The organism is Bradyrhizobium sp. USDA 3262 (genome assembly GCF_054060035.1).
This window is the reverse complement of the sequence record NZ_JBSSCT010000001.1, coordinates 2,826,866-2,846,848: the sequence shown is the minus strand read 5'-3', so window position 1 is coordinate 2,846,848 and position 19,983 is coordinate 2,826,866. Positions and strand designations below refer to the sequence as shown.

The window sequence follows — 19,983 nt, the reverse complement described above, 5'->3', positions numbered from 1 at the left end:
GGCTTTGCATGGCCAGTCACCTACGAAATCTCGTCGCCCGCGCACCGGCCCATCCGGATATCATGGTCGCACTGATGCTGCTTCTGGCGATCGGCATGATGATCATGCCGATCCCGATCATCGTGATTGACATGCTTATCGGCTTCAACCTCGGCTTTGCCATATTGCTGCTGATGGTTGCCCTCTATCTCAGCACGCCGCTTGATTTTTCGTCGCTGCCGGGCGTCATTCTGATTTCGACGGTTTTTCGTCTGGCGCTGACCATCGCAACAACACGCCTGATTCTTGCGGAGGGCGACGCCGGCAGCATCATCCGCACCTTTGGCGACTTCGTCATTTCGGGGAATATCGCTGTCGGAATCGTCATATTCCTGATCGTGACCATGGTGCAGTTCATGGTCCTTGCCAAAGGCGCCGAGCGCGTCGCAGAGGTGTCAGCGCGATTCACGCTCGATGCACTTCCGGGCAAGCAGATGGCGATCGATGCGGAGCTGCGCAACAACCATATCGATCAACACGAAGCACGTCGCCGGCGCGCGGCACTTGAGCAAGAAAGCCAACTTCATGGTGCAATGGATGGCGCCATGAAATTCGTGAAAGGCGACGCGATCGCCGGGTTGATCGTCATCTGCATCAATATGCTGGGCGGAATCAGCATCGGCCTGCTCTCCAAGGATATGTCGCTCGATGCCGCGATGCATCACTATACGCTGCTGACGATAGGTGATGCGCTCATTTCACAGATTCCCGCACTGTTGCTGTCGATTACGGCCGCGACCATCGTCACACGGGTCAACGGGCCTTCCAAGCTCAAGCTTGGGGCCGATATTGTCAGCCAACTTACGGCGAGCACACAAGCGCTTCGGCTGGCGGCCTGCGTCTTATTGTTAATGGGATTCGTTCCTGGCTTCCCCTTGCCCCCGTTCGTCATCTTGGCCGTCCTCTTCGCTGCCGCAAGCTATGTCAAGGTCGGCGCGAAAGGCGACGAGCCTGCCGCGAAGACAGGCGCAAACGTCACTGCTTCGGCACCGGCTCCAGCACAGGCACAGGCACAGAAGCAAGCCGCTCATGCGGAAGCACTTCCGATTGCGTTATTCCTTGCGCCGAACCTGACACATTCAATCGACAAAGACGAGTTGGAACAAAGCATCGCGCGCGTTTCCACGTCGGTATCGGCAGACCTTGGAATCACGGTTCCGCGTATCCCGGCCCGGATTGACCAGAACCTGTCCAAGTCGCAGTTCAGGATAGATGTCGATAGCGTGCCGGTTGAACGGGATGTGATCGATCCGACGCAACTCGTTCTCAACGATGATATTGCGAACATTGAACTAAGCGGCATCCCATTTCGGCAAGATCCGGAGACGGCTCGCGTATGGATCGAAGAACGCCATGCAGCTGCGCTCAAAGCCGCCGGGATCGGACACCACCGTCCGGTCGAAATTCTTGCTTTACGTCTCCATTCCACATTGACACGCTACGCACAGCGCCTGGTAGGCATTCAAGAGACACGTCAACTGCTTGCCCGAATGGAGCAGGAGTACGCCGATCTGGTGAAGGAAGTGCTTCGTACGGCGACCATTCCTCGGATCGCAGAGGTCCTGCGCCGTCTGCTCGACGAGGGGATACCCATTCGCAACACTCGCCTCCTCCTGGAGGCCCTTGCAGAATGGAGTGAACGCGAGCAGAACGCCGTCCTGCTCACTGAATATGTTCGTGCCGCCCTGAAGCGGCAGATCTGCTTTCGCTATGCCAATGCCCACCGCGTTGTGGCCGCCTTTATCATCGAGCGTGAGACTGAAGAGATAGTGCGCGTTTCGGTGCGCGAAACCGCTGTCGGACCATATCTCGTTCTGGACGATTGGCAGAGCGAGAAGCTGCTTTCACAATTCCGTCAGATCCATTCGACCATCGCACAAAGCCAAAGCCAGCCCGTCATTCTCGGCTCGATGGATATCCGGCGCTTCGTACGCGGCTTTCTCACCCGCAACGGGCTCGATCTGCCCGTTCTGTCTTATCAGGATCTCGCCTCGGAGTTCACAGTCCAGCCGATTGGGTCCGTGAAACTTCCGGCTACCAAGGAAAGGGTTCCTTCCTCGGAGCGTGGCGGGCTGCTTCCAGCCGCAAGTTAACAGAGCACAGCAGCTCGTCGTGAGATAGCCTATGAATTCCTATGAGATAAGCCTCTGGCGACGCGCATGCTTCCTTCGCTCAGCCTTGTGCTCAAGCTCGCTCGCTCTTGTTCTGCTCGCAGGCTGCGCTAACCCGGATAGGTCGGCCCTTTCATCGCGGCAGACGCCCTCGTCAGACCTAGCTGACGCCAAGGCGATCGATCCTGGCGTGCGCGAACGAATTCCATACAGCCTCGGTCGGGATGCTGATGAGCAAACTCTGCGCGATACGTTGAAGCAACAACCAAACAATGTCGATGCGGCGATCTCTCTTGCGCGGGTCCTGCTGGCCCGCAAATCGCCCGATCAAGCCCTTGAGGTTCTCGATAATGTCCTCTTGGCGGCTCCCGGCGATCTGCGCACACTGAACGCCAAGGGCGTTGTCCTCGATCAGAAGGGCCGCCATCAAGAGGCGCAAGGGCTATACCGCAAAGCTCTCGAAAGAGAACCCTCAAATGCGATGTTGCACAACAATCTCAAACTGTCGCTTGCGCTAGAAAGTAAGACGGAGACCGAGGATGCCGGGTCACAACCGCGGATGGATGACGCCTTGGCGCGCAGCGAACAATAGCGTGCAAAAGCTTGACGCTTGAGTGGCCGGCTTGCCGATAACTAGGCTCCCCTTAATCGGCCGCACTATACGCCGCCGCAAAACCTCAAAAGTAATTAGAGATGCGATCGATAATTGTATCGCCACGTGTAGTAACATTGCAATTCATCCGTTACTTACCTTGCATATGACACCGCCACCTTGCGCCGGCAGAGACCAAATTAAGCCTGCAGTCCGACATTCGTGAGAGCTTTCGCGGCTTCGATAGAATAGACAACATCCTCCGTGAACCGCTGCTTGGCGCCTTTCATCCACCCCTGAAGAATGCCGATCTGGTCGGGCGCTGAAGACGTCGAGGAGACATGCTTGAAGAACTCTGTCAACTGCGTCGCTTCGATTTGAATGCGCTCCTGCCAGTGCCAATAGGCCTCTGAGTACTTTTTCACAAACTCGCTTTGCGCTCCGATGGCTCGCTTCGTGAAGTCCTGAAATGCGCCGGCTGCAATGCCGATGTCATCGTTGATCCCGGTTTCTTTCGTCATCGCCATCTCCTGTATGGTTGTATATGGACGAGACGACGCCTGAGCAGCGCTCCCGCATGTCTCCCATGATCACTAATTGACGCGCCCACACACCATCTCATGATTGTGAGGCCACTATTGTCACTTCTCGACCGAGCAAGCGACGTGCCACAAACGATCGTGAGGGCTTGCCGTCCACGAACAGGAAAAACATGTACTTGATACAGCGCTCCCGCAGCCCTGATCCGCAGCGTCGGACTCTGGACATAATAAGTATCACACCGGACAGGGCAGAGTGCGACAGGAATAAGGGCAATGGCAGTTCGTACTAAACAGCGACGAAGGTGGATCGGGGAGCATTGCCAACGCTTCAATGCTCCGAGCCTGCTCAGCGCGCATTCTCGCACAGACCGTTGCTTGGTGCATGTCCCATCGCTCGAACTCCGCGCCAGAATATAGTGACGGCAAAGGCGTCGTGCAGTCCGAGCAACCGGCCGATGGTAGACTGACGATGCTATGCGTGTCGATCAGTACGACGAAACCAGTCGGCTGGTAAACGCGCGTATTCCACTTCTTCTTGGCTTGCTTCTCACCGCGATGAACTTTCGCTGGCCATTGACCGCAACCTTGGATGGGCCGAGAACAGTACGACCCGGACTTGCCCCACCAAAACTGAGAGGCGACGGCCGTTTCGTATGCAGCTAATATTTGCCAGGGTTCGGAAAGACAAAAACGTTCGCTTAAGCGCTCGCGGCTAGGGGACAGGGATGATCACGCCGGTTCGACGGGACTGGAATCCAAGCGAATTGTTCAGCGCTCTTACACCTGCGATGTTCAGCGCCGAACCATCAGCCATACGCGCACGTTGGGATAAATTGTGGCCTGATTTATACACGGAATATGACGCCCGGCATTTGAAACAAGAACTTGCCGCCAGAAATCTCATCGCGACCGATGAAGCTGCAGCATTTCTCAGCGCCTGGGTGATTGATGAAGAGCGCCACACCAATGGCTTCATCCGGATCATTGAACTTGTCGCGAACGGATCCGAAAAGCATCTTCGCGAGAGGTTGGGCGCTCGATCGCATGATTTTGGTCCGATTACCGATTACCTGAAGGACGAATTCTCCTTGTTAGTTATGATTGCGTTTGACGAAATGTGCACTTGCCGCGCCTACGCGGCAGAAAAGCCGTTTTACGACGCTCTTGGGAACAACACGTTTCATCATTGGCTGCGAGAGATAATTGCCGACGAGGCGGTTCATTCGATGAACGCTGTTAATGTCATTCGCGCGCGCTATCGCGACCGCATTGGGCAAGTCGGCGCAATACTCGATAGCCTCATCCGCGCGTGCGATAATCTACGCTATTCTGGCACCTTCGTCCTCGACTACTTCGGCACAGCGTACTCCAAGGAGCTTCTCGCCAACTCTCGCCTCGCCACCATGAGAAACATCGTCAAGCCACTCCCGGCGTAGAACGAGACAGCAACAGGCGACAGGGATTTGATCCGGAGTCATATCGCGGTTCAATTTGTCTATCCCCGCTGCCATTCTACGGTTTGCGCCAGATTGTCGTGTGCTTTCTTGCGCAATGTCGTGTTCACGACCTGCCGGCCGTTGACCTTTGACCAGAACACGCGCGCCGGATCGGTCTTGCGTCCGGTTGGCGCGCCGTGCGGCCCGTGCCGCACATCGGGCATTTGGCCCGACCTTTGCTCCTTGCCAAACCGTGTACAGCCTCCTGTTTTGTCGGTCTATCTGCCACAAAACATGGATCTCTATGGAGCGAAGGCAAGGCCATGAAGAACCGGAGTACCGTCAACGCCATGGCGTCGAGCATCGCTACTGGCGCTATCGATTCAGTGACACCCACCTCCCCGGCGGTCGAGCACAGGACGGCTGATAGCACCAATCGTAACCTATACTCTTCTGCGGAGGAGAGCATCTTTGCTGAGGACAAGGCCAGATCGGATCGACCGGCTACCCTCATGCTTCCAAACGGCCTGCAAGTGGTGATGATTCCGGATCATCGCGCACCCGTTGTGACTCAGATGATCTGGTATAAGGTTGGCTCCGCCGATGAGCCGGCGGGCAAATCGGGGCTAGCGCATTTCCTTGAACACCTGATGTTCAAGGGCACAACCAAACATCAGGCGGACGAATTCTCCCAGACCGTGCTGCGCGTCGGCGGCAATCAGAACGCCTTCACGGGAAGGGACTATACCAGTTATTTCCAGCACGTGCCGCGCGAACAGCTCGGCAAGATGATGGAATTTGAAGCCGACCGCATGACCGGTCTTATTCTCAAGGACCGGGACGTATTGTCAGAGCGCGACGTCGTGCTGGAGGAATATAATATGCGCGTCGCCAACAGGCCGGATGCGCGGCTTGTCGAGCAGATGATGGCGGCGCTCTACCTCAACCATCCCTACGGTCACCCTGTGATCGGCTGGCGGCAGGAGATCGAAAATCTCGACCGCGAAGACGCGCTCGCTTTCTACAAGCGTTTCTACGCGCCGAACAACGCCATCCTGATCATCGCGGGTGACGTCAAGGTCAGCGAGGTCCGCCCGATGGTGGAAAGGAATTTTGGCGGCATTCCCCCGCAGCCATCGATTCCTGCGGAACGCCTGCGACCGCAGGAGCCAACGCCGGCCGCGCCGCGCACCGTGACGTTGGCAGATCCCCGCGTCGAGCAGCCAGCCTTGCGCCGTCTCTATCTCGTACCCTCGGCTCGCACCGCGACCGCCGGGGAGAGTCCAGCGCTTGAGGTGCTCTGCAAATTGATGGGTGGTGGCATCAACTCATATCTCTATCGCGCGCTGGTAATCGACAGGCGGCTCGCGATCAGCGCCTGGACGCGCTACAGCGCTACTGCGATCGATCTCTCGCAATTCGAGATTTCTGCCACGCCGAAACCGGGCGTCGAGCTCGGGCAGCTCGACTGCGCCATTGACGAGACGGTCGCCGATATTGCGCACAATTCCCCGCAGGCAGAGGATTTCGAGCGGGTCAAGACACAGCTGATCGCGCAAGCAATCTATGCCCACGACAACTTGGAAGAGCTCGCGACCTGGTATGGCGGCGGACTGACGACCGGATTGAGCATCGACGACGTCCGAGGCTGGTCGGACAGCATCCGCGCCGTACGGGCGGAGCAGGTACTCGAGGCCTCGCGCAAATGGCTCGACAAGAAGCGCTCGGTGACCGGCTATCTCACCAAAGCGACGTCAAAGCACACGGAGAAACGATCATGACCTGTTCCTTTACACGGCGTTCCGTCCTCATCGGCGGAGCTTCATTGTCAATTGGAATGCTTGTTTCGCCAGATTCGCTCGGCGCCGCCAAGAGCGTTGCCGCGGCCAAGATCCAGCGCCTGGTCTCGCCCTGTGGGGTAGAAGCCTGGTTCGTCAAAGACGCAACTGTCCCGTTTATTGCGATGGAATTCGCTTTCAACGGCGGCGCGACACAGGACCCCGCCGACAAAGCCGGCGTCGGCCACATGGTCGCTGACTTGCTCGATGAAGGCTCCGGCGATCTCGACTCCAAGAGCTTTCACGAGCGGCTCGACCGTCGCGCCATTGAGCTGAGTTTTGGATCGACGCGCGATCAGTTCCGCGGTGCCTTACGCACGCTCGAGGAAAACGCGGATGAGGCCTTCGACCTTTTACGGATGGCACTAACCTTACCCCGTTTCGACGCGGCCGATGTCGAACGGATCCGTGCCAGCCTGCTCGCGAATCTTAGGAATGATTCAAACAATCCTTCATCGCTCGCCAATCGCAAGTTCCTCGAAGTCGCCTTTAACGATCATCCCTATGCTCGGCCAGCCGGAGGCACGCTCGAGAGCGTCCCGAAGATTGGCGTCACCGATCTCAAGGGCTATGTCCGGCGCGTGATCGCAAAAGACACCCTCAAGATCGCTGTGGTCGGTGACATTCAGCCAGACGTCCTCTGCGGACTGCTCGACAAGGCGTTTGGCGGCCTGCCGGCCAAGGCGGACTCGGTGCCGATTCGCGACGTCGTCGCAGCAAAGCCGCCGCAGCGCGTCTTCATTCCGCTCGATGTGGCCCAGACGGCTGTGACTTTCGGTGGTCCCGGCGTCCGCCGCAGTAAGCCCGATTTCATGGCCGCCAATATCGTCAACCACGTTCTCGGCGGCGACGGTCTGTCGTCACGGCTGTTTCGCGAAGTTCGCGAAAAGCGCGGGCTGGCCTATTCCGTCCGTCAGCAGCTGGTCTGGATGAATCATTCCGCCGTGTTCGTAGGCAACAGCGGCACCCGCGCCAATCGTGCCGGCGAGACGCTTGAAGAGATTGAGAAGCAGGTCCGCCGTATCGCCGACGAGGGCCCGACCCGACAAGAACTCGACGATGCAAAATCTTACCTGAAGGGCTCGAAGATGCTGGCTCTCAATTCTTCATCAAAGCTAGCGCGAACGCTGCTGCAGCATCAGCTTGACAAGCTACCTATCGACTATATCGAAAACTACAATACCATCGTCGATGCGGTGACGTTGGAAGACGCCAGGAAGGTCGCGCAGCGGCTGTGGGGCCAGGGTCTGCTCACCGTTATCGTCGGCCGCTCCCCACCGGTCGCGGCCGAGTCGGCACCTGTTCCCTCCGCCACGACGACCCCGTCACACGCCGAGCAGCTAGGCGCCACACCATCACCCGCTTTACCGAGGAAACCCAATTAACTCTCAGGCAACCTCAGCGCCGCAGGCACGAGACTCGCTCTCCACGTCCTCCGGTAAAGAACCGGCAGTTTGCTGCGGCGGAGCAAAAAAATTGCGCTCAAATTCTCGCACTAGCGGCGTAATCACACATTAACCGCTTGCCGATCGTTGCTAATCTCTCACTGCTGGCCCAAGCGGAATTCTTGGCCCTGGGGCCTTCGCAGAGCTAGAGTTTGCTCCTGTCGGCGGACTCCGGGGCAGAGAAGCAGGAGCTATGAAGTCGACGCTTCTTGTTTCCGCTCCTTACCCGATTTGCTAGCAAATATGTGCTTTTAGCTGCCTTGCGCTTTACAGGTGTGCTCAGTTACTGCGACCCTGGCGAACTGGCGTTATGTTCTGTGGTGTCACGCGGCCCGATCCTGAATACCTGTGACGATGATCAGCAGCGGCCCATCGTGGCAGCGGCAGCCCCACAATAACGGCGGGTTCCCTCGACGGCGCCGCCTGGGATGCCACCTGATCGGCCGCATTGTGGCGGACCTGATTATATGCACGAGAAAATTATCGCTTTCGACATGTCGCGGAACGGGCGACTCTCCGAGCGACCAACCTCCGTGTCGCTAGATGCAAGTATGGGGGATGGTCGGTGACGCTCATGCCCAAAGTGAAGATCCCTAATTGAGATGGTCATCAGGCTCGCCGATCAAGCAACTGCAGAAGGGCCCGTCGGATACCGCTTCCCGCCGTCGAACAGGTCCACAGAGCCGAGGTCCCGGGCCGAGCTCTCAACTCGGCGCTCTGACATTCGAATGTGCAACGAGGCTTTAAACAGGCCGCTGCTCGATAGTTTTCTTGTTGTGTTCGCTCGTCACGTTGCCTGCCGGATGAGACGGCCGCCATGATTGTCGAGTTAGATGTCTGACGATCAACCGGATCAGCACGGCCGTGCGACCCAACGCGCCGAAAGCGTCTTAAGCACCGGGGCGGAACACCCCGGTCATGCCCACGCCAAAGCCCAACTTTCCTGACGTACGTGAGACTCTCGAATTGTTTGCGCTGATCAACGATCAAATTGAATTAGCATGATGGTGATCGCGATCATCAGCGCGCATGGTCGACTGCTCGAATAATTTGTCCTTTCAGCTCACCACAAACCTCACGTGAAACGCGATCACGAGAGATTAGTTATTGTCATCGAATTGCATCGTCGTCGCAATCAAAGAGCTCCGATGGCTCGGCACTGGAAAACCTCATCAATCGGGCCGCACCCGCGTCGAAGATTCAATAGCCCCTTCTTTCTGCCATGTTCGCATCCAAAGCAAAGACACGCCGATTGCGCACGTCGCGCGCGGCAATAGCGAGTGTCTCAGGAGAATTCCATGGTGAAGCCGGTTGTGATTGTGGTGGGCGCGGACAAAGGAGGCGTCGGCAAGACGACCGTATCACGAACGCTTCTGGACTACTTCAACGTCAATAACGTGCAAACACGCGCATTCGACACGGAGTCGCCGCGGGGAACGTTGAAGCGATTCTATCCCGCAATCACCGAGATCGTCGATATGGCGACGACGGCGGACCAGATGAAGATCTTCGATACCCTGAACTCAGGGCTATCCGTCACCGTTATCGATGCTCGCGCCGGCTTACTATCCACAGCACTGGCCTCCTTGCGCGACATCGGCTTTTTGGATTCGGCGCGATCCGGCCAGATCACTTTTGCCGTATTCCATATTCTGGGATCATCCATCGCTTCGCTGGACGAGATCGCCGAGACCGCGACCTACATGGCCGGCGCAAAGTACTATCTGGTGAAGAACTTCATCAACGATACTCAATTCTTCCAGTGGGACCAGTCGACCTATAATTCTTATTTTCACCGCATCAAGCATGCGACCGAGTTGACCATCCCGAAGCTCAACGAGATGGCCTACGAGCAGGTCGAAGTCGCTTCTGTCCCATTCGTCGATTTTGTCGCAAACAAGGGCCGGAACGATGAGCCGGCGAACAATTCCTTCGTTCTGCGCGGCTATGTACGGCACTGGCTGGCAAATGTCTGGAGCGAGTTTGATCGCATCAACTTGACGGAATTGGCCGGCGCCAAGTCAGCGACTCGGAGCGACGATAAGTAGTCGCATTATCGGCGAGCGACGGGTTGAGCCCAGGGACGAAGTGAGATTGATCTGCTGGCTATGTTAGCGACTCCTATCTACATCATCTGCTCTCCTAGCCCGCAGGTCGGCAAAACTCTCGTCGCTCGCCTCGTGAGCGAGTACTTGCTGCTGAAAAATGGTACGGCGCTCTCCTTCGATGTAAATCTCAAGGAACCGTCATTGCTCGATTATCTCCCCAACATCACGGAGACCGCAGATGTAATTGACACTTACGGTAAGATGCAACTGATGGACCCACTGATCATACACGATCGGGTAGCCAAGGTGATCGACCTCGGCTTCCACGCCTTCGACGAGTTCTTCAAGATGTGCGAGGAGATCGGCTTCATCAAGGAAACAGCACGCTGCTGTGTCGCGCCTGTCATCCTCTTCGTCGCGGGCGCTGACCGCCATTCCTTCCGTGGTTATCAAATGCTGCGGCGGCAGATTCCACCGGCGGCGCTGGTCACCGTCCACAATGAATTCGTGCTGCGCGAAGGACTACCTGACGCGATGGATTGTGAGCGAGTGCTCCGGATTTCCGCGCTCCCGTTGTTTCTAAAGAGATATATCGATCGGCTGAGTTTTTCCTTCACCGGGTATCTGCGCGACGAAAAGGACTGGACCACCGAACTGCATCAGTGGATCCGGCGAAACTACACCATGCTTCGTGATTTGGAGTCGAGCGTGATGCAGCGAGGGTCCTATCGATCTCGCGCAACGAATATCGAGAGCCTACGAGGCACAAGGGCGACTGTGGGACCGGTTCACTATCCATTTCGCTATCAGAGATGAACGAGTGATATTCGACAGAGTGCTCGCCTGGTCGAGTAGTCGATAGAACGATTTCTCTTGATCGTCCGCACAACCTAGCGACCGAGACCTGCCGGCAACTCATTCGCTCGACGAAACTTCTCCATTCGTTCCTCGATAAGGATCGATAGCCGCCTGAGATTGCGCGCAGCTGGCCGGATCGACGGCTCCCGCTCGAGGGCGCTTCAAAGCTCAAGTCCGAATCTCTCGAGGACCTGATGCATGACCGGGCCTTTGATCTCGAGGGCGATCTCTTTGCGAATCTGGGCGCCAAGCACTCGCTCTGCATCGGCATCGCCCGTCAGACCATTCTCGGCCAGTCGCCGATCCAAGCGGGCTTGGAATTCATCGCCCATCGCGTCGACGAGCCGCCTCTCCATTGCAACATGGTCTTCGGGTGCGATGCGCCTCAACACGCTTTCCCATGGGTGCCAGCGCGTTGCCAGGTAGTCCGGAAATTCCGCTGCCTCCTGATTGCGCACCGACGCCTCGGCTCTGACAATATCGTCCTCGGTCACGTTAGAGACATTCAAGAAGCGCATATCCGGAGCGATGTGCAGCAGCTGCAGCGGGTTGCGCAGCTGGGTCTGGTAGGCAAGGTAGACCTCGATCTCGTCGACGTCGGCGTCAGGATCGGCACGACGAAGGGAATTGACCGTCTCGCGTGCGATCCTGTCCAGCGCCTCCAGACGAAACAGGACCCGGCCCTGCTGGAGCAGCTCGGTTAACCGGCCGTCATAGACGCCGTCTTCAACGTCAGCGTTCAGCCGTGCGCTCTGCATGCCGTTCCAGGTCAAGGTAACCCGATCTTCGCAGCGCTCGCTCGCTCCCGAGGCCAGTTGGAAAAACTGTTCACGCAAACGCGGCCTGACGGCTGCTTGCCGCAGATCCTCGACGACCGCCTGCCGGAACGCTTCGTTGCCATAGTTCACGGTACCCCCGAGCCGGTCGAGGAAGCGTGCATAGTCTTGCGCACCCGGTTCTTGGGCGAAGCGCTGCCAAGTGGCCATTACCGACGGCTCGGCCTCGAGCCAGTGCGCCACAACCTCTTGCAGCGAGCGCGGCTGGACTTCCAGCGCGCCTTCGGCCGTCGATAAAAAGACCTGCGGGCCTGCATAGCCCGCTGCATGTATCGTTGCCGTCAGGCCAGCCTGCACCAAATCGGGGAGCGGATTATTCTCCAGATTAACGCTAGAATAACCGCTTAGCTGTGTCAGCAGGGTCTTGCGCACCCGGTTCTTGGGCGAAGCGCTGCCAAGTGGCCATTACCGACGGCTCGGCCTCGAGCCAGTGCGCCACAACCTCTTGCAGCGAGCGCGGCTGGACTTCCAGCGCGCCTTCGGCCGTCGATAAAAAGACCTGCGGGCCTGCATAGCCCGCTGCATGTATCGTTGCCGTCAGGCCAGCCTGCACCAAATCGGGGAGCGGATTATTCTCCAGATTAACGCTAGAATAACCGCTTAGCTGTGTCAGCAGGGTCTCGGGTACGCTGGTCAGCTGGTTGTTGCTGGCGCCGAGCCAAATTAGGTCGGGAAGCGCCGTTTCGGGCAGACTGGTCAGTTCGTTGTGGCTAGCGCTGAGCCATTGGAGCCCGCCCGGAAGAGGCTCGGGCAAGTCCGTCAGCTGATTGTGGTCGACGTTGAGGCGCTGGAGCCGGGATGGAAGGTCGGGCAGATTGGTCAAGCGGTTGCCGCTGGCGTCCAGTTCCTCAAGCGTCGCCGGAAGGCGATCAGGCAGACTGGTTAGCTGATTGTTATCGACCCTCAGCCGCAGCAACCCGGGCGGTAGCTGTGCGGGCAGGTTGGTGAGCCCGTTGCTGATGACATCGAGCTGCAGCAGGCCATTTGGAAGCTCGGGCAGGCCGGTCAGCCGATTATTGCTGGCAGAGAGCCACTGGAGACTGACCGGAAGGTTCCCAGGAAGGCTGTTCAGCTGATTGTCGTCGACATTCAGGCGACGCAGCCCGGCCAGGGTCGACGCAGGCAAGCCGGTCAGGGACAGGGACGACAAATCTAGGGCCTCATTAACATCGCCTCTGTCCTGCCAAGCCCTCGTACGACTTACCGCTTCTCGACGGTCCTCGTGTTGCCCCTGCCCGCCTTCGGCGGCCCAGGTCGACAAGACCTCGAGCTGCGAGCTGGACGCCTCGCCAGCGGACGCCAGCGCATCCGTCAGGGCTTCGCCCCACTGCGTGGCAGCCGGAGATGCCGGCTCGGAGGTTTCCGAATCGGAAGTTCCCGAAGGAGTGCCTGAGCCAAGCTGCTCTGTATTCATCGCCGTCTCTCCGTATCCAAACCAAGCGCGTCCGCAGCCGCACCTTTAAGCCGTCAGCCTCACCAGGGTTGGCGCGCTGATCGGCTGATGACAAAGCTGGCGGTCATACGGCGCAATCACCGCCCACGGCTGGCGCGCACACCTGCCGGCCTGCAGGCGAGCAACTGCAGCTCACCGCAGCACAGCCAAAGCCTCGGCGGTAAATCCCTTGATGGATACCATCCAATTCTCTTGCCAGATCTGAGAACGTCAAGCCGGACCAGCCAGTAAAGATGTTCCTGCTACGAGACGTAGCTGTCGATAAGCTGACGGGCTTCAGAGCGACGAACAATGGGCGGACGGCTGGCCATCAGCCTCTCCCGAAGCTTAGGCGTAGATAGCGGACCGACGAAAAGCAGACGAGGATCAACCGAGTTTTAAGCTTGGCAAAATGCTCGCTGTTTACGGCGCCTCGGCGGCGCGGCGCTGATAGCCGGCGAGTTGCGGCTCCTACTCCCGAGGCAACAAACCGCCCCCTGCTCATTCAGATGGCCACGTTGGGACGCTAGCTTGAAAGCCCGCGATCCCATGTAGCACCGCTCACGCTTCACTGCGAGGCGGTACGCCCCGGCGCAATCGGCAAAGGCTGGCTGATAACCTCCTAGATGGCGAGTCCCCACCTATTCTGACATCGGCGGCAAGGATCGATCTTGCCAGATCGGTTCAGACTGCCGCAGGTTTCGGCCAGCAAAAGCGGACGACTCGGCCCTTGCCGGGGCGCTTTCTCAGTCGAACAACGCGCGCCCGGCTGCATCTGACACTGATTCGATGGAAGTTTCTTAACTTCGAGATCAATGCATTAGATCCGCCCCGCGTCCGATAAACTCGAGCACCGACTGCGCCTCGTTGATTTCGCTTGAAACGCGCTTCAATATCCGAACTGCCACCTCTTCCGTCGCGATCAGCCCCGCTCTTTCGCAGGCTAATCCGAAATGATGCATCACCTGTTCGTAGGAGGGCGCAACACGATTCTGCAACAAGCTGATCGCCAATGATGAGAGCATCTGCTCGACGACATCCTTCTCAGCCTGGATCAACAACTACGTCCTTCCGATTGTTTACTCAATTCTGTGGCTGTGCACGCCTCCGACTGCATCCCAAGAGGGTCGCTGCGTGGGATTGTCGTGTTGTGACCTCGCCGCATACTACGCATGAACACCGCTAGGAAGAGGCTTCTTTGGCCGATTGCCTTGTTTGGTGGGACCACTTCTCCCCTGACCGGAGCTGAGTGGCTTCACTTTGTATCAGTTGCAGCTCCTCGATGATCTTCGCTATCGCCTCATGCCCTGCTTCGCCTTGCGGCCACCTATTGAAGCCATCCATCAGACTCTCCGATTCCGGTTTGGTAAAGTCAAAGAACCGGATACCGCGGCCTAGGACCTCATTGACGATCGCGATCGTGGCTTGGCGAGCGGCGCTCTGCAGCGGCCATCTATTGAAACCGATCACCAGGCCCCTGAGATCCTGGGCAGTGAAGTCTGAGAGTCCCGTCCTGCGGCCGGCACGGCGAAGGACCTCGTCCGCGAGCACAACGGTCACTTGACCACACGGCAGCTCCTCCGGCCAATTGCTGAAGCCGTTCACTAGGTTCGCGAGCCCCTGCTGTGAAAAATCGTAGAGCTGAGTGGCGCGGCGCAGAACCTCACGAGCGAGTGCGACGGCTGCTCGGCGAAACGCCGGCTCTTCCGGCCACTTGCTGAAGCCGTTCACCAGGTTCGCCAGGCCCTGTTGGGTAAGATCGGGGAGCTGGACAGCACGCCAAAGTACCTCACCAGCGATCGCAATTGCAGCTTTACGACAGGTCGCATCTTCAGGCCATTTGCAAAACCCGTTCACCAAGTTTGCCAGTCCTTGTTGGCTATAGTGAGGAAGTTGGTCAGCACGGTGCAGGAGCTCACTTGCGATCGCGATTGTGGCTTGACGAGAGACTGCCTCATCCGGCCATTTACTAAAGCCATTCACCAAATTTGCCAGATCCTGCTCGCCAAACTCATGAAACCGGGCGACCCGACGAAGAACTTCGCCTGCGATCGCAATCGTGACTTGACCACACGCCAGCTCTTCCGGCCACTTGCTGAAACCGTTCACCAGGATGGCCAATCCCTGCTGAGGAAACTCGCAGAGCCTGCCGGAACGATGCAGAATTTCGAGTGCAAGCGTGGCTGCTGCTTGGCGCGAAGCCGCCTCATCCGGCCACTTGCTGAATCCGTTGACCAGGCTCACCAATCCTTGCTGTGTAAAGTCGGAGAGTTGGTGATGGCGGCCTGCGCGCCGAATGACATCGCCCGCAATTGCAACCGCCGCCTGGCGAAAGTCTGCTTCTTCCGGCCATTTGCTGAAGCCGTTTATCAGCGCCGCCAGGCTCAGATTGTTCAACTCTTGAAGCGGCCTGCTTTCCTCGCGACAAAACTTCGCTATTCTGATCGCCCCTTTGCGACATTCTGCTCTGTTGGAATGCCGACCGAATGATGCGGCGAATATGGAAAGGGCTCTTATCCCGATTTTTCCAATCAGCGCATGGTCAAGCAGCGACACGCGAGAAGCTATTCTTTCGCAAACGTCCCGGCCGACCTGACCTCCGGCCTTCCGGCTCACCGCATTGCATGTCGTGGCATATCCCCACGATCTCCCGGCACGGATGCTTTCCTCGAAATTCGGCAGGAATCTAGACTGAAACTCAAGCGCAGCCTTTTGCAGAAAGACCGGATGGTCCGCCTTGCGCAGCTGCTTGTCGCGCGCAACCACCACAGTTGAGAATTCAACGATGTCGCGAGCACAATCGATCTCGCTTAGCGCCGTCGTCAGATTGGCTTGAGTAGACATGGGATCTTCCGAGCTTTCACCGCGGCGCCTTGTCCAGCCACAAGCTCAATGCGACTAGTCACCGCTTATGGCTGAATGTTTACCGCCTACGCAGTTGAAGCATCTCTTGCGAGGGCCGGCTGTTCACTCGGCGGGCCCTCACTGCACAGCGAGGAAACGTGATTAAAGCAGTTGTCAGAGACATCCTGCTGCGCGCATCACTCCATCACCTCATGACATATCACGGCTCCGGTTGTTGCAGCGCGATTGACAACGGCCAGCACAGCAGCCCCCTCCCCGCCGATGGACCCAAGGTCCTGCCCATGGCCCGCAAGCGACAATGTCGGCAATTAGGAAGCCATCCCTGTCCGATCATGCTGAACCATTCGACGCCCGTCCTGCCTGCGTTTGTCTTTGCGAGACTACAACCTGACGCAGCGTGGGGTTCAAGCTACTAAATTGGTATCGAAGCGTGGCGTTGCCCAGCCGACTATCGCAGCGGCTAGCAATGGGGCGTCCATTCAGTTCGACACGATTTCGAGTGACATTCACCCAGTGAGGTCCTGCGCTCGCTCCCGCGCTTCGTTCTATCGGGGCGCGCCCCGGATATCGCGGTAACGCTCGTTTTATCTATGGAAGAAAACATTGCCGCCATGCCCTTTCCGGGATGTTGGTGAGCGCGCGCACCTTACCCATAGACATGCTCGTTGGGAAACGCTTGTAATGGTGCGACGGCCAACGACACTGACCAGTCAAGGAAACCGCGAGAGTGCAATGACGCTGCACACGCCGCTGGGGGGCAACATCGATCGCCCCTGGAACGCAGGAATTCCTCAACCCGGACGATCGTAGCGCCGAAAACCCGCAGCAATCCGCAGCAAATTCCGGTCACGCCCCCAGCGTAAGGTGATATCGGTTGATAACAGTCTTGAATACATCGAACCGCTCGCCACATCCGCCAAGCAATGGCGACGAATCGCACAGGTACAACTCCGTCGGCATGAATGCCGACGGAGCGACTACGCAGTGCTGACGCGTACGCGTTGTACCTTCAATGCCCAAGTGAACTGCATCTGTGATGACTTCGATTGATGATAGATTAAGTGAAATCAGATGGGTACGAAACGAGATCTGGCGCTGTCGTAGATTGCTTAAGACGGAACTGCCTCGCGAGGAGAGTGCTGCCGTTGAGAAGCGTCTGCTTGAGCAGCTTTCCGCCTTTGAACGGCTCTTGACGACCGCATTTCCTCTGGTCTTGAGCCCTTCAGTGAACTCAACCAAAAGCAGTCCCATCAGTTCAAGTGAATCCACTGAAACGCTCGTTGAGAACGCCGCAACGGCATCAACCGATTCCTTCCGGATCTCGATCGGCAGTTAATGCGAGCATTTTGGAGAAACACCCCCGCTCCGATGCCTCACTCTCGATGCAGGATCGGAACGTTGTTGACGCCTCGTTTTTTCGGCCCAACGTTTCTCTCCGCCGCGGTTGGCATCACGCGGCGACATTCGACACGCAAGCCTTTGAAATTGTCCCTAAGACAAAACATGGCCGCGTCCATATCGCTACGCCCCGTAAAACGGTCACAGAATCGCATCACGTCTGGTCTGCAAGACGTCAAGATCTCTTCCAATCTTCGTTCTCGCGCGCTAGCGTATCCCGTGACCCACGTGGCTGCGATCGCAACAAGGGCGGTGGCATGGCGAGGCGCGCGGTAAGCCCAACCCGTTCGTCGCTTTTGGCTCAACAGAACTCTCTTAAGCTGCATAACCTTCAGTATTGTTCTTTGCCTCGCAAGTATTGTCTGTTTAGGAAAGTAGGTCGCCCGCATCGACACGAGCGGCCGGCGTCATTTGCGGGACTTCCGACTCATCGTTGCATCGGGTGTCAGGCCTTGCTGCCACGATCAAAACGCAACGCAGGCTGGCTGCATTTGCAGCGGACGGAGCCCAATTTAGGTATTGTGTTTAAGCTTGTGACATTCGCGACGTAGTCCCCAACATGACATTTCTGCAAAGGCGGCAGATCCTGCTTGGCACTGCCTACAACCTGACGCTACGGTCGATTCAAGCACTTTGATCGTCGAACAAGTGTCAATACGCAGCAAAACAGCACATCCATATCTTGGCGGGAGCTCGCAAGGAGAGTTCCTCGGCAATTGCACGCTTCACTGGACGCAGCGTATACGAAGCCTTATCCAACGACGGCCGATAACTGCTCGGCCACGCTGGAACGCAACGCATAGTTGATGGATTCGCAAGGTCACACGATTTCGTCGCGTCAAATGACGCGACGAATTGCGTCGATGCTCCGCGTTTTTGCTCAGCGTCCGATCTAGCAGGCTGTTGAAAAAGGTACTCGCCGCCAACCGGCGAGCGTGATTCATTGGCTCCGACGAGATTCGGAGACGGGGCGTGCGCGGTGGCGATAATCGAACGGGCGAGTTGTTCAGCTACGTCGACCTGGAGGCACGGGTACGGCGTGATCATCCGCTGCGAGCGATCCGGAGGATTGTGAACGAGGCGCTGTCAGAGCTGGAGCGCGAGTTTGCCGCGCTCTATTCGCCGATTGGGAGGCCGTCGATCCCGCCGGAGAAGCTGCTGCGGGCGATGCTGTTGCAGGCGTTTTATTCGATCCGCTCGGAGCGGCTTCTGATGGAGCGGCTGGAATACGACCTGCTGTTCCGCTGGTTCGTCGGCATCGGCGTCGATGACGCAGCCTGGGACCATTCGGTGTTCTCGAAGAACCGCGACCGGCTGCTGGAAGGCGACATCGCGGCGAAGTTCCTGGCGGCGGTGCTGGCGCAGCCCAGGGTGAAGAAGCTGCTGTCGAGTGATCACTTCTCGGTCGATGGCACGCTGATCGAGGCCTGGGCCTCGATGAAGAGTGTCAAGCCGAAGGACGGCTCCGGCGAGCCGCCGGCGCAAGGCGGCCGCAATGCTGATGCGGACTTCCACGGCCAGAAACGCTCGAATGACACCCATGCTTCGACCACCGATCCAGACGCCAGGCTGTATCGCAAGGGCAAAGGCAAGGAGACGAAGCTGTGCTTCATCGGGCACGGGCTGATGGAGAACCGCCACGGTCTGCTGGTCGATGCCTGCCTGACGCAGGCCGATGGGCATGCCGAGCGGGTGGCCGCGCTGCACATGATCGAGCCTCGTGCTGACCGGCCGACAGCGATCACGCTTGGCGCCGACAAAGCCTACGACGTGGAAGACTTCGTCAACGAACTGCGCTCGATGAACGTGACGCCGCATGTGACACAGAACACCAGCGGCCGCCGCTCTACGATTGACGGGCGAACAACCCGGCACGGCGGCTATGCGGTCAGCCAGCGCATCCGCAAGCGGATCGAGGAGGCATTCGGCTGGATCAAGACGATCGCGGGGCAAGAGAAGACCCGCTTCCGTGGCCGTGATCGGGTCGCATGGGCCTTTACCTTCGCTGCCACCGCCTACAATCTGGTGCGGCTGCCCAAGCTGATCGCGGAGACCGGCTGATGGCCAAGGTGCCCGGTCTCGCCAAGGCCTTTGCAGGCCGCTGGCGCATCGTCGAGATGGACGTCTGGGATAGCGACTTCCTCGATCTTGTCGAGGAGGCGCATCTCACCTTCCAGGGCAAGTCCGATGGCGAAATCGCCTTTGGGGCTCTCAAGGGGTTCCTGGACGTGCGCTACGGCACCCGCGACGGATCGGCGTGCGCGGAGTTCTCATGGGAAGGGCACGATGAGAACGATCCGTCCTGCGGTCGCGGATGGGCTATGGTCGGCACTGCAGACAGGCTCGTCGGCCACTTCTACATCCACAACGGCGACGATTCAGCCTTCGTTTGCGAACGCGGCTGAGTTCTTCAACAGCCTGCTAGTTGTAAGCCTACGCGTCTAAAATCGCGCAACCGACAGCTTTATGGCTTGCCTATCGGTTGAGATAGTAGGCCGAAATATACTTCGTCAGCATGGCCATCGTCGCGTGTGGAACGCCGG

At 58.0% G+C, this 19,983-nt stretch carries 15 protein-coding genes and 1 pseudogene; 9 read left to right on the top strand and 7 right to left on the bottom strand.

Translation table 11 applies throughout. The features are described 5' to 3' along the window. The first annotated feature begins 8 nt into the window (after nucleotides 1–8). Together sctV and ACVWYP_RS13280 are read left to right on the top strand one after the other, a co-directional pair. Nucleotides 9–2,132, top strand: coding sequence for a type III secretion system export apparatus subunit SctV (gene sctV, locus ACVWYP_RS13285; protein ID WP_028343136.1), 2,124 nt, complete (start codon nucleotides 9–11; stop codon nucleotides 2,130–2,132). A gap of 208 nt (nucleotides 2,133–2,340) precedes the next feature. Next, nucleotides 2,341–2,742, top strand: a complete 402-nt coding sequence (locus ACVWYP_RS13280; protein ID WP_225161263.1) for a tetratricopeptide repeat protein — start codon at nucleotides 2,341–2,343, stop codon at nucleotides 2,740–2,742. 200 nt (nucleotides 2,743–2,942) lie between these two features. Here ACVWYP_RS13280 and ACVWYP_RS13275 read toward each other — a convergent pair whose 3' ends face one another. Further along, nucleotides 2,943–3,263, bottom strand: a complete 321-nt coding sequence (locus ACVWYP_RS13275) for a hypothetical protein (protein ID WP_018269940.1) — start codon at nucleotides 3,261–3,263, stop codon at nucleotides 2,943–2,945. A 746-nt stretch (nucleotides 3,264–4,009) separates the two neighbouring features. Here ACVWYP_RS13275 and ACVWYP_RS13270 point away from each other — a divergent pair. Continuing rightward, the gene (locus ACVWYP_RS13270) at nucleotides 4,010–4,720 is read left to right on the top strand and encodes a hypothetical protein (RefSeq protein ID WP_240537185.1); all 711 of its coding nucleotides are present in this window, start codon (nucleotides 4,010–4,012) and stop codon (nucleotides 4,718–4,720) included. A gap of 59 nt (nucleotides 4,721–4,779) precedes the next feature. Here ACVWYP_RS13270 and ACVWYP_RS13265 read toward each other — a convergent pair whose 3' ends face one another. Then, entirely contained in the window at nucleotides 4,780–4,944 is a 165-nt protein-coding gene (locus ACVWYP_RS13265) for a hypothetical protein (RefSeq protein WP_016847912.1), read from the bottom strand. Between the two features lie 288 nt (nucleotides 4,945–5,232). Here ACVWYP_RS13265 and ACVWYP_RS13260 point away from each other — a divergent pair, with 288 nt between their 5' ends. From ACVWYP_RS13260 to ACVWYP_RS13245, 4 genes are all read left to right on the top strand, one after another. Continuing rightward, a complete protein-coding gene (locus ACVWYP_RS13260; protein WP_018269939.1) occupies nucleotides 5,233–6,501 on the top strand; it encodes a M16 family metallopeptidase in 1,269 nt (422 codons plus the stop codon). Beyond that, on the top strand, nucleotides 6,498–7,943 hold the full coding sequence (locus tag ACVWYP_RS13255; protein ID WP_050994307.1) for a M16 family metallopeptidase: 1,446 nt from the start codon (nucleotides 6,498–6,500) through the stop codon (nucleotides 7,941–7,943). The genes ACVWYP_RS13260 and ACVWYP_RS13255 overlap by 4 nt, the downstream gene beginning before the upstream one ends. A gap of 1,358 nt (nucleotides 7,944–9,301) precedes the next feature. Beyond that, nucleotides 9,302–10,051: a P-loop NTPase family protein gene (locus tag ACVWYP_RS13250; RefSeq protein WP_018269936.1), complete on the top strand. Its 750-nt coding sequence runs from the start codon at nucleotides 9,302–9,304 to the stop codon at nucleotides 10,049–10,051. 60 nt (nucleotides 10,052–10,111) lie between these two features. Continuing rightward, nucleotides 10,112–10,867, top strand: coding sequence for a hypothetical protein (locus ACVWYP_RS13245; protein WP_018269935.1), 756 nt, complete (start codon nucleotides 10,112–10,114; stop codon nucleotides 10,865–10,867). A 203-nt stretch (nucleotides 10,868–11,070) separates the two neighbouring features. Here ACVWYP_RS13245 and ACVWYP_RS13240 read toward each other — a convergent pair. From ACVWYP_RS13240 to ACVWYP_RS13220, 5 genes and pseudogenes are all read right to left on the bottom strand, one after another. Continuing rightward, nucleotides 11,071–12,072, bottom strand: a pseudogene (locus ACVWYP_RS13240) (NEL-type E3 ubiquitin ligase domain-containing protein); the annotation flags it as partial. A 4-nt stretch (nucleotides 12,073–12,076) separates the two neighbouring features. Continuing rightward, entirely contained in the window at nucleotides 12,077–13,159 is a 1,083-nt protein-coding gene (locus ACVWYP_RS13235) for a hypothetical protein (protein ID WP_456684109.1), read from the bottom strand. A gap of 830 nt (nucleotides 13,160–13,989) precedes the next feature. Further along, entirely contained in the window at nucleotides 13,990–14,235 is a 246-nt protein-coding gene (locus ACVWYP_RS13230) for a hypothetical protein (protein ID WP_225161260.1), read from the bottom strand. Between the two features lie 124 nt (nucleotides 14,236–14,359). Then, nucleotides 14,360–16,021 carry a hypothetical protein gene (locus tag ACVWYP_RS13225; RefSeq protein ID WP_018269934.1) on the bottom strand — a complete coding sequence of 554 codons (1,662 nt, stop codon included), beginning with the start codon at nucleotides 16,019–16,021 and terminating at the stop codon, nucleotides 14,360–14,362. Between the two features lie 867 nt (nucleotides 16,022–16,888). Beyond that, nucleotides 16,889–17,311 (bottom strand): hypothetical protein, encoded by a 423-nt coding sequence (locus ACVWYP_RS13220; RefSeq protein WP_155258682.1) that lies wholly within the window; start codon nucleotides 17,309–17,311, stop codon nucleotides 16,889–16,891. Between the two features lie 1,101 nt (nucleotides 17,312–18,412). Here ACVWYP_RS13220 and ACVWYP_RS13215 point away from each other — a divergent pair. Both ACVWYP_RS13215 and ACVWYP_RS13210 read left to right on the top strand, forming a co-directional pair. Then, nucleotides 18,413–19,501 carry an IS5 family transposase gene (locus ACVWYP_RS13215; protein ID WP_026192311.1) on the top strand — a complete coding sequence of 363 codons (1,089 nt, stop codon included), beginning with the start codon at nucleotides 18,413–18,415 and terminating at the stop codon, nucleotides 19,499–19,501. Beyond that, nucleotides 19,501–19,845: a hypothetical protein gene (locus ACVWYP_RS13210; RefSeq protein WP_016848197.1), complete on the top strand. Its 345-nt coding sequence runs from the start codon at nucleotides 19,501–19,503 to the stop codon at nucleotides 19,843–19,845. The genes ACVWYP_RS13215 and ACVWYP_RS13210 overlap by 1 nt, the downstream gene beginning before the upstream one ends. The last annotated feature ends 138 nt before the right edge of the window (nucleotides 19,846–19,983 follow it).

What these genes read in the sequence shown, in the direction of transcription:
- sctV (WP_028343136.1), top strand. Translation starts at nt 9, where the DNA reads ATGGCCAGTCACCTACGAAATCTCGTCGCCCGCGCACCGGCCCATCCG.
- ACVWYP_RS13275 (WP_018269940.1), bottom strand. Translation starts at nt 3,263, where the DNA reads ATGACGAAAGAAACCGGGATCAACGATGACATCGGCATTGCAGCCGGC.
- ACVWYP_RS13270 (WP_240537185.1), top strand. Translation starts at nt 4,010, where the DNA reads ATGATCACGCCGGTTCGACGGGACTGGAATCCAAGCGAATTGTTCAGC.
- ACVWYP_RS13265 (WP_016847912.1), bottom strand. Translation starts at nt 4,944, where the DNA reads ATGCCCGATGTGCGGCACGGGCCGCACGGCGCGCCAACCGGACGCAAG.
- ACVWYP_RS13260 (WP_018269939.1), top strand. Translation starts at nt 5,233, where the DNA reads ATGCTTCCAAACGGCCTGCAAGTGGTGATGATTCCGGATCATCGCGCA.
- ACVWYP_RS13255 (WP_050994307.1), top strand. Translation starts at nt 6,498, where the DNA reads ATGACCTGTTCCTTTACACGGCGTTCCGTCCTCATCGGCGGAGCTTCA.
- ACVWYP_RS13250 (WP_018269936.1), top strand. Translation starts at nt 9,302, where the DNA reads ATGGTGAAGCCGGTTGTGATTGTGGTGGGCGCGGACAAAGGAGGCGTC.
- ACVWYP_RS13245 (WP_018269935.1), top strand. Translation starts at nt 10,112, where the DNA reads ATGTTAGCGACTCCTATCTACATCATCTGCTCTCCTAGCCCGCAGGTC.
- ACVWYP_RS13235 (WP_456684109.1), bottom strand. Translation starts at nt 13,159, where the DNA reads ATGAATACAGAGCAGCTTGGCTCAGGCACTCCTTCGGGAACTTCCGAT.
- ACVWYP_RS13225 (WP_018269934.1), bottom strand. Translation starts at nt 16,021, where the DNA reads ATGTCTACTCAAGCCAATCTGACGACGGCGCTAAGCGAGATCGATTGT.
- ACVWYP_RS13210 (WP_016848197.1), top strand. Translation starts at nt 19,501, where the DNA reads ATGGCCAAGGTGCCCGGTCTCGCCAAGGCCTTTGCAGGCCGCTGGCGC.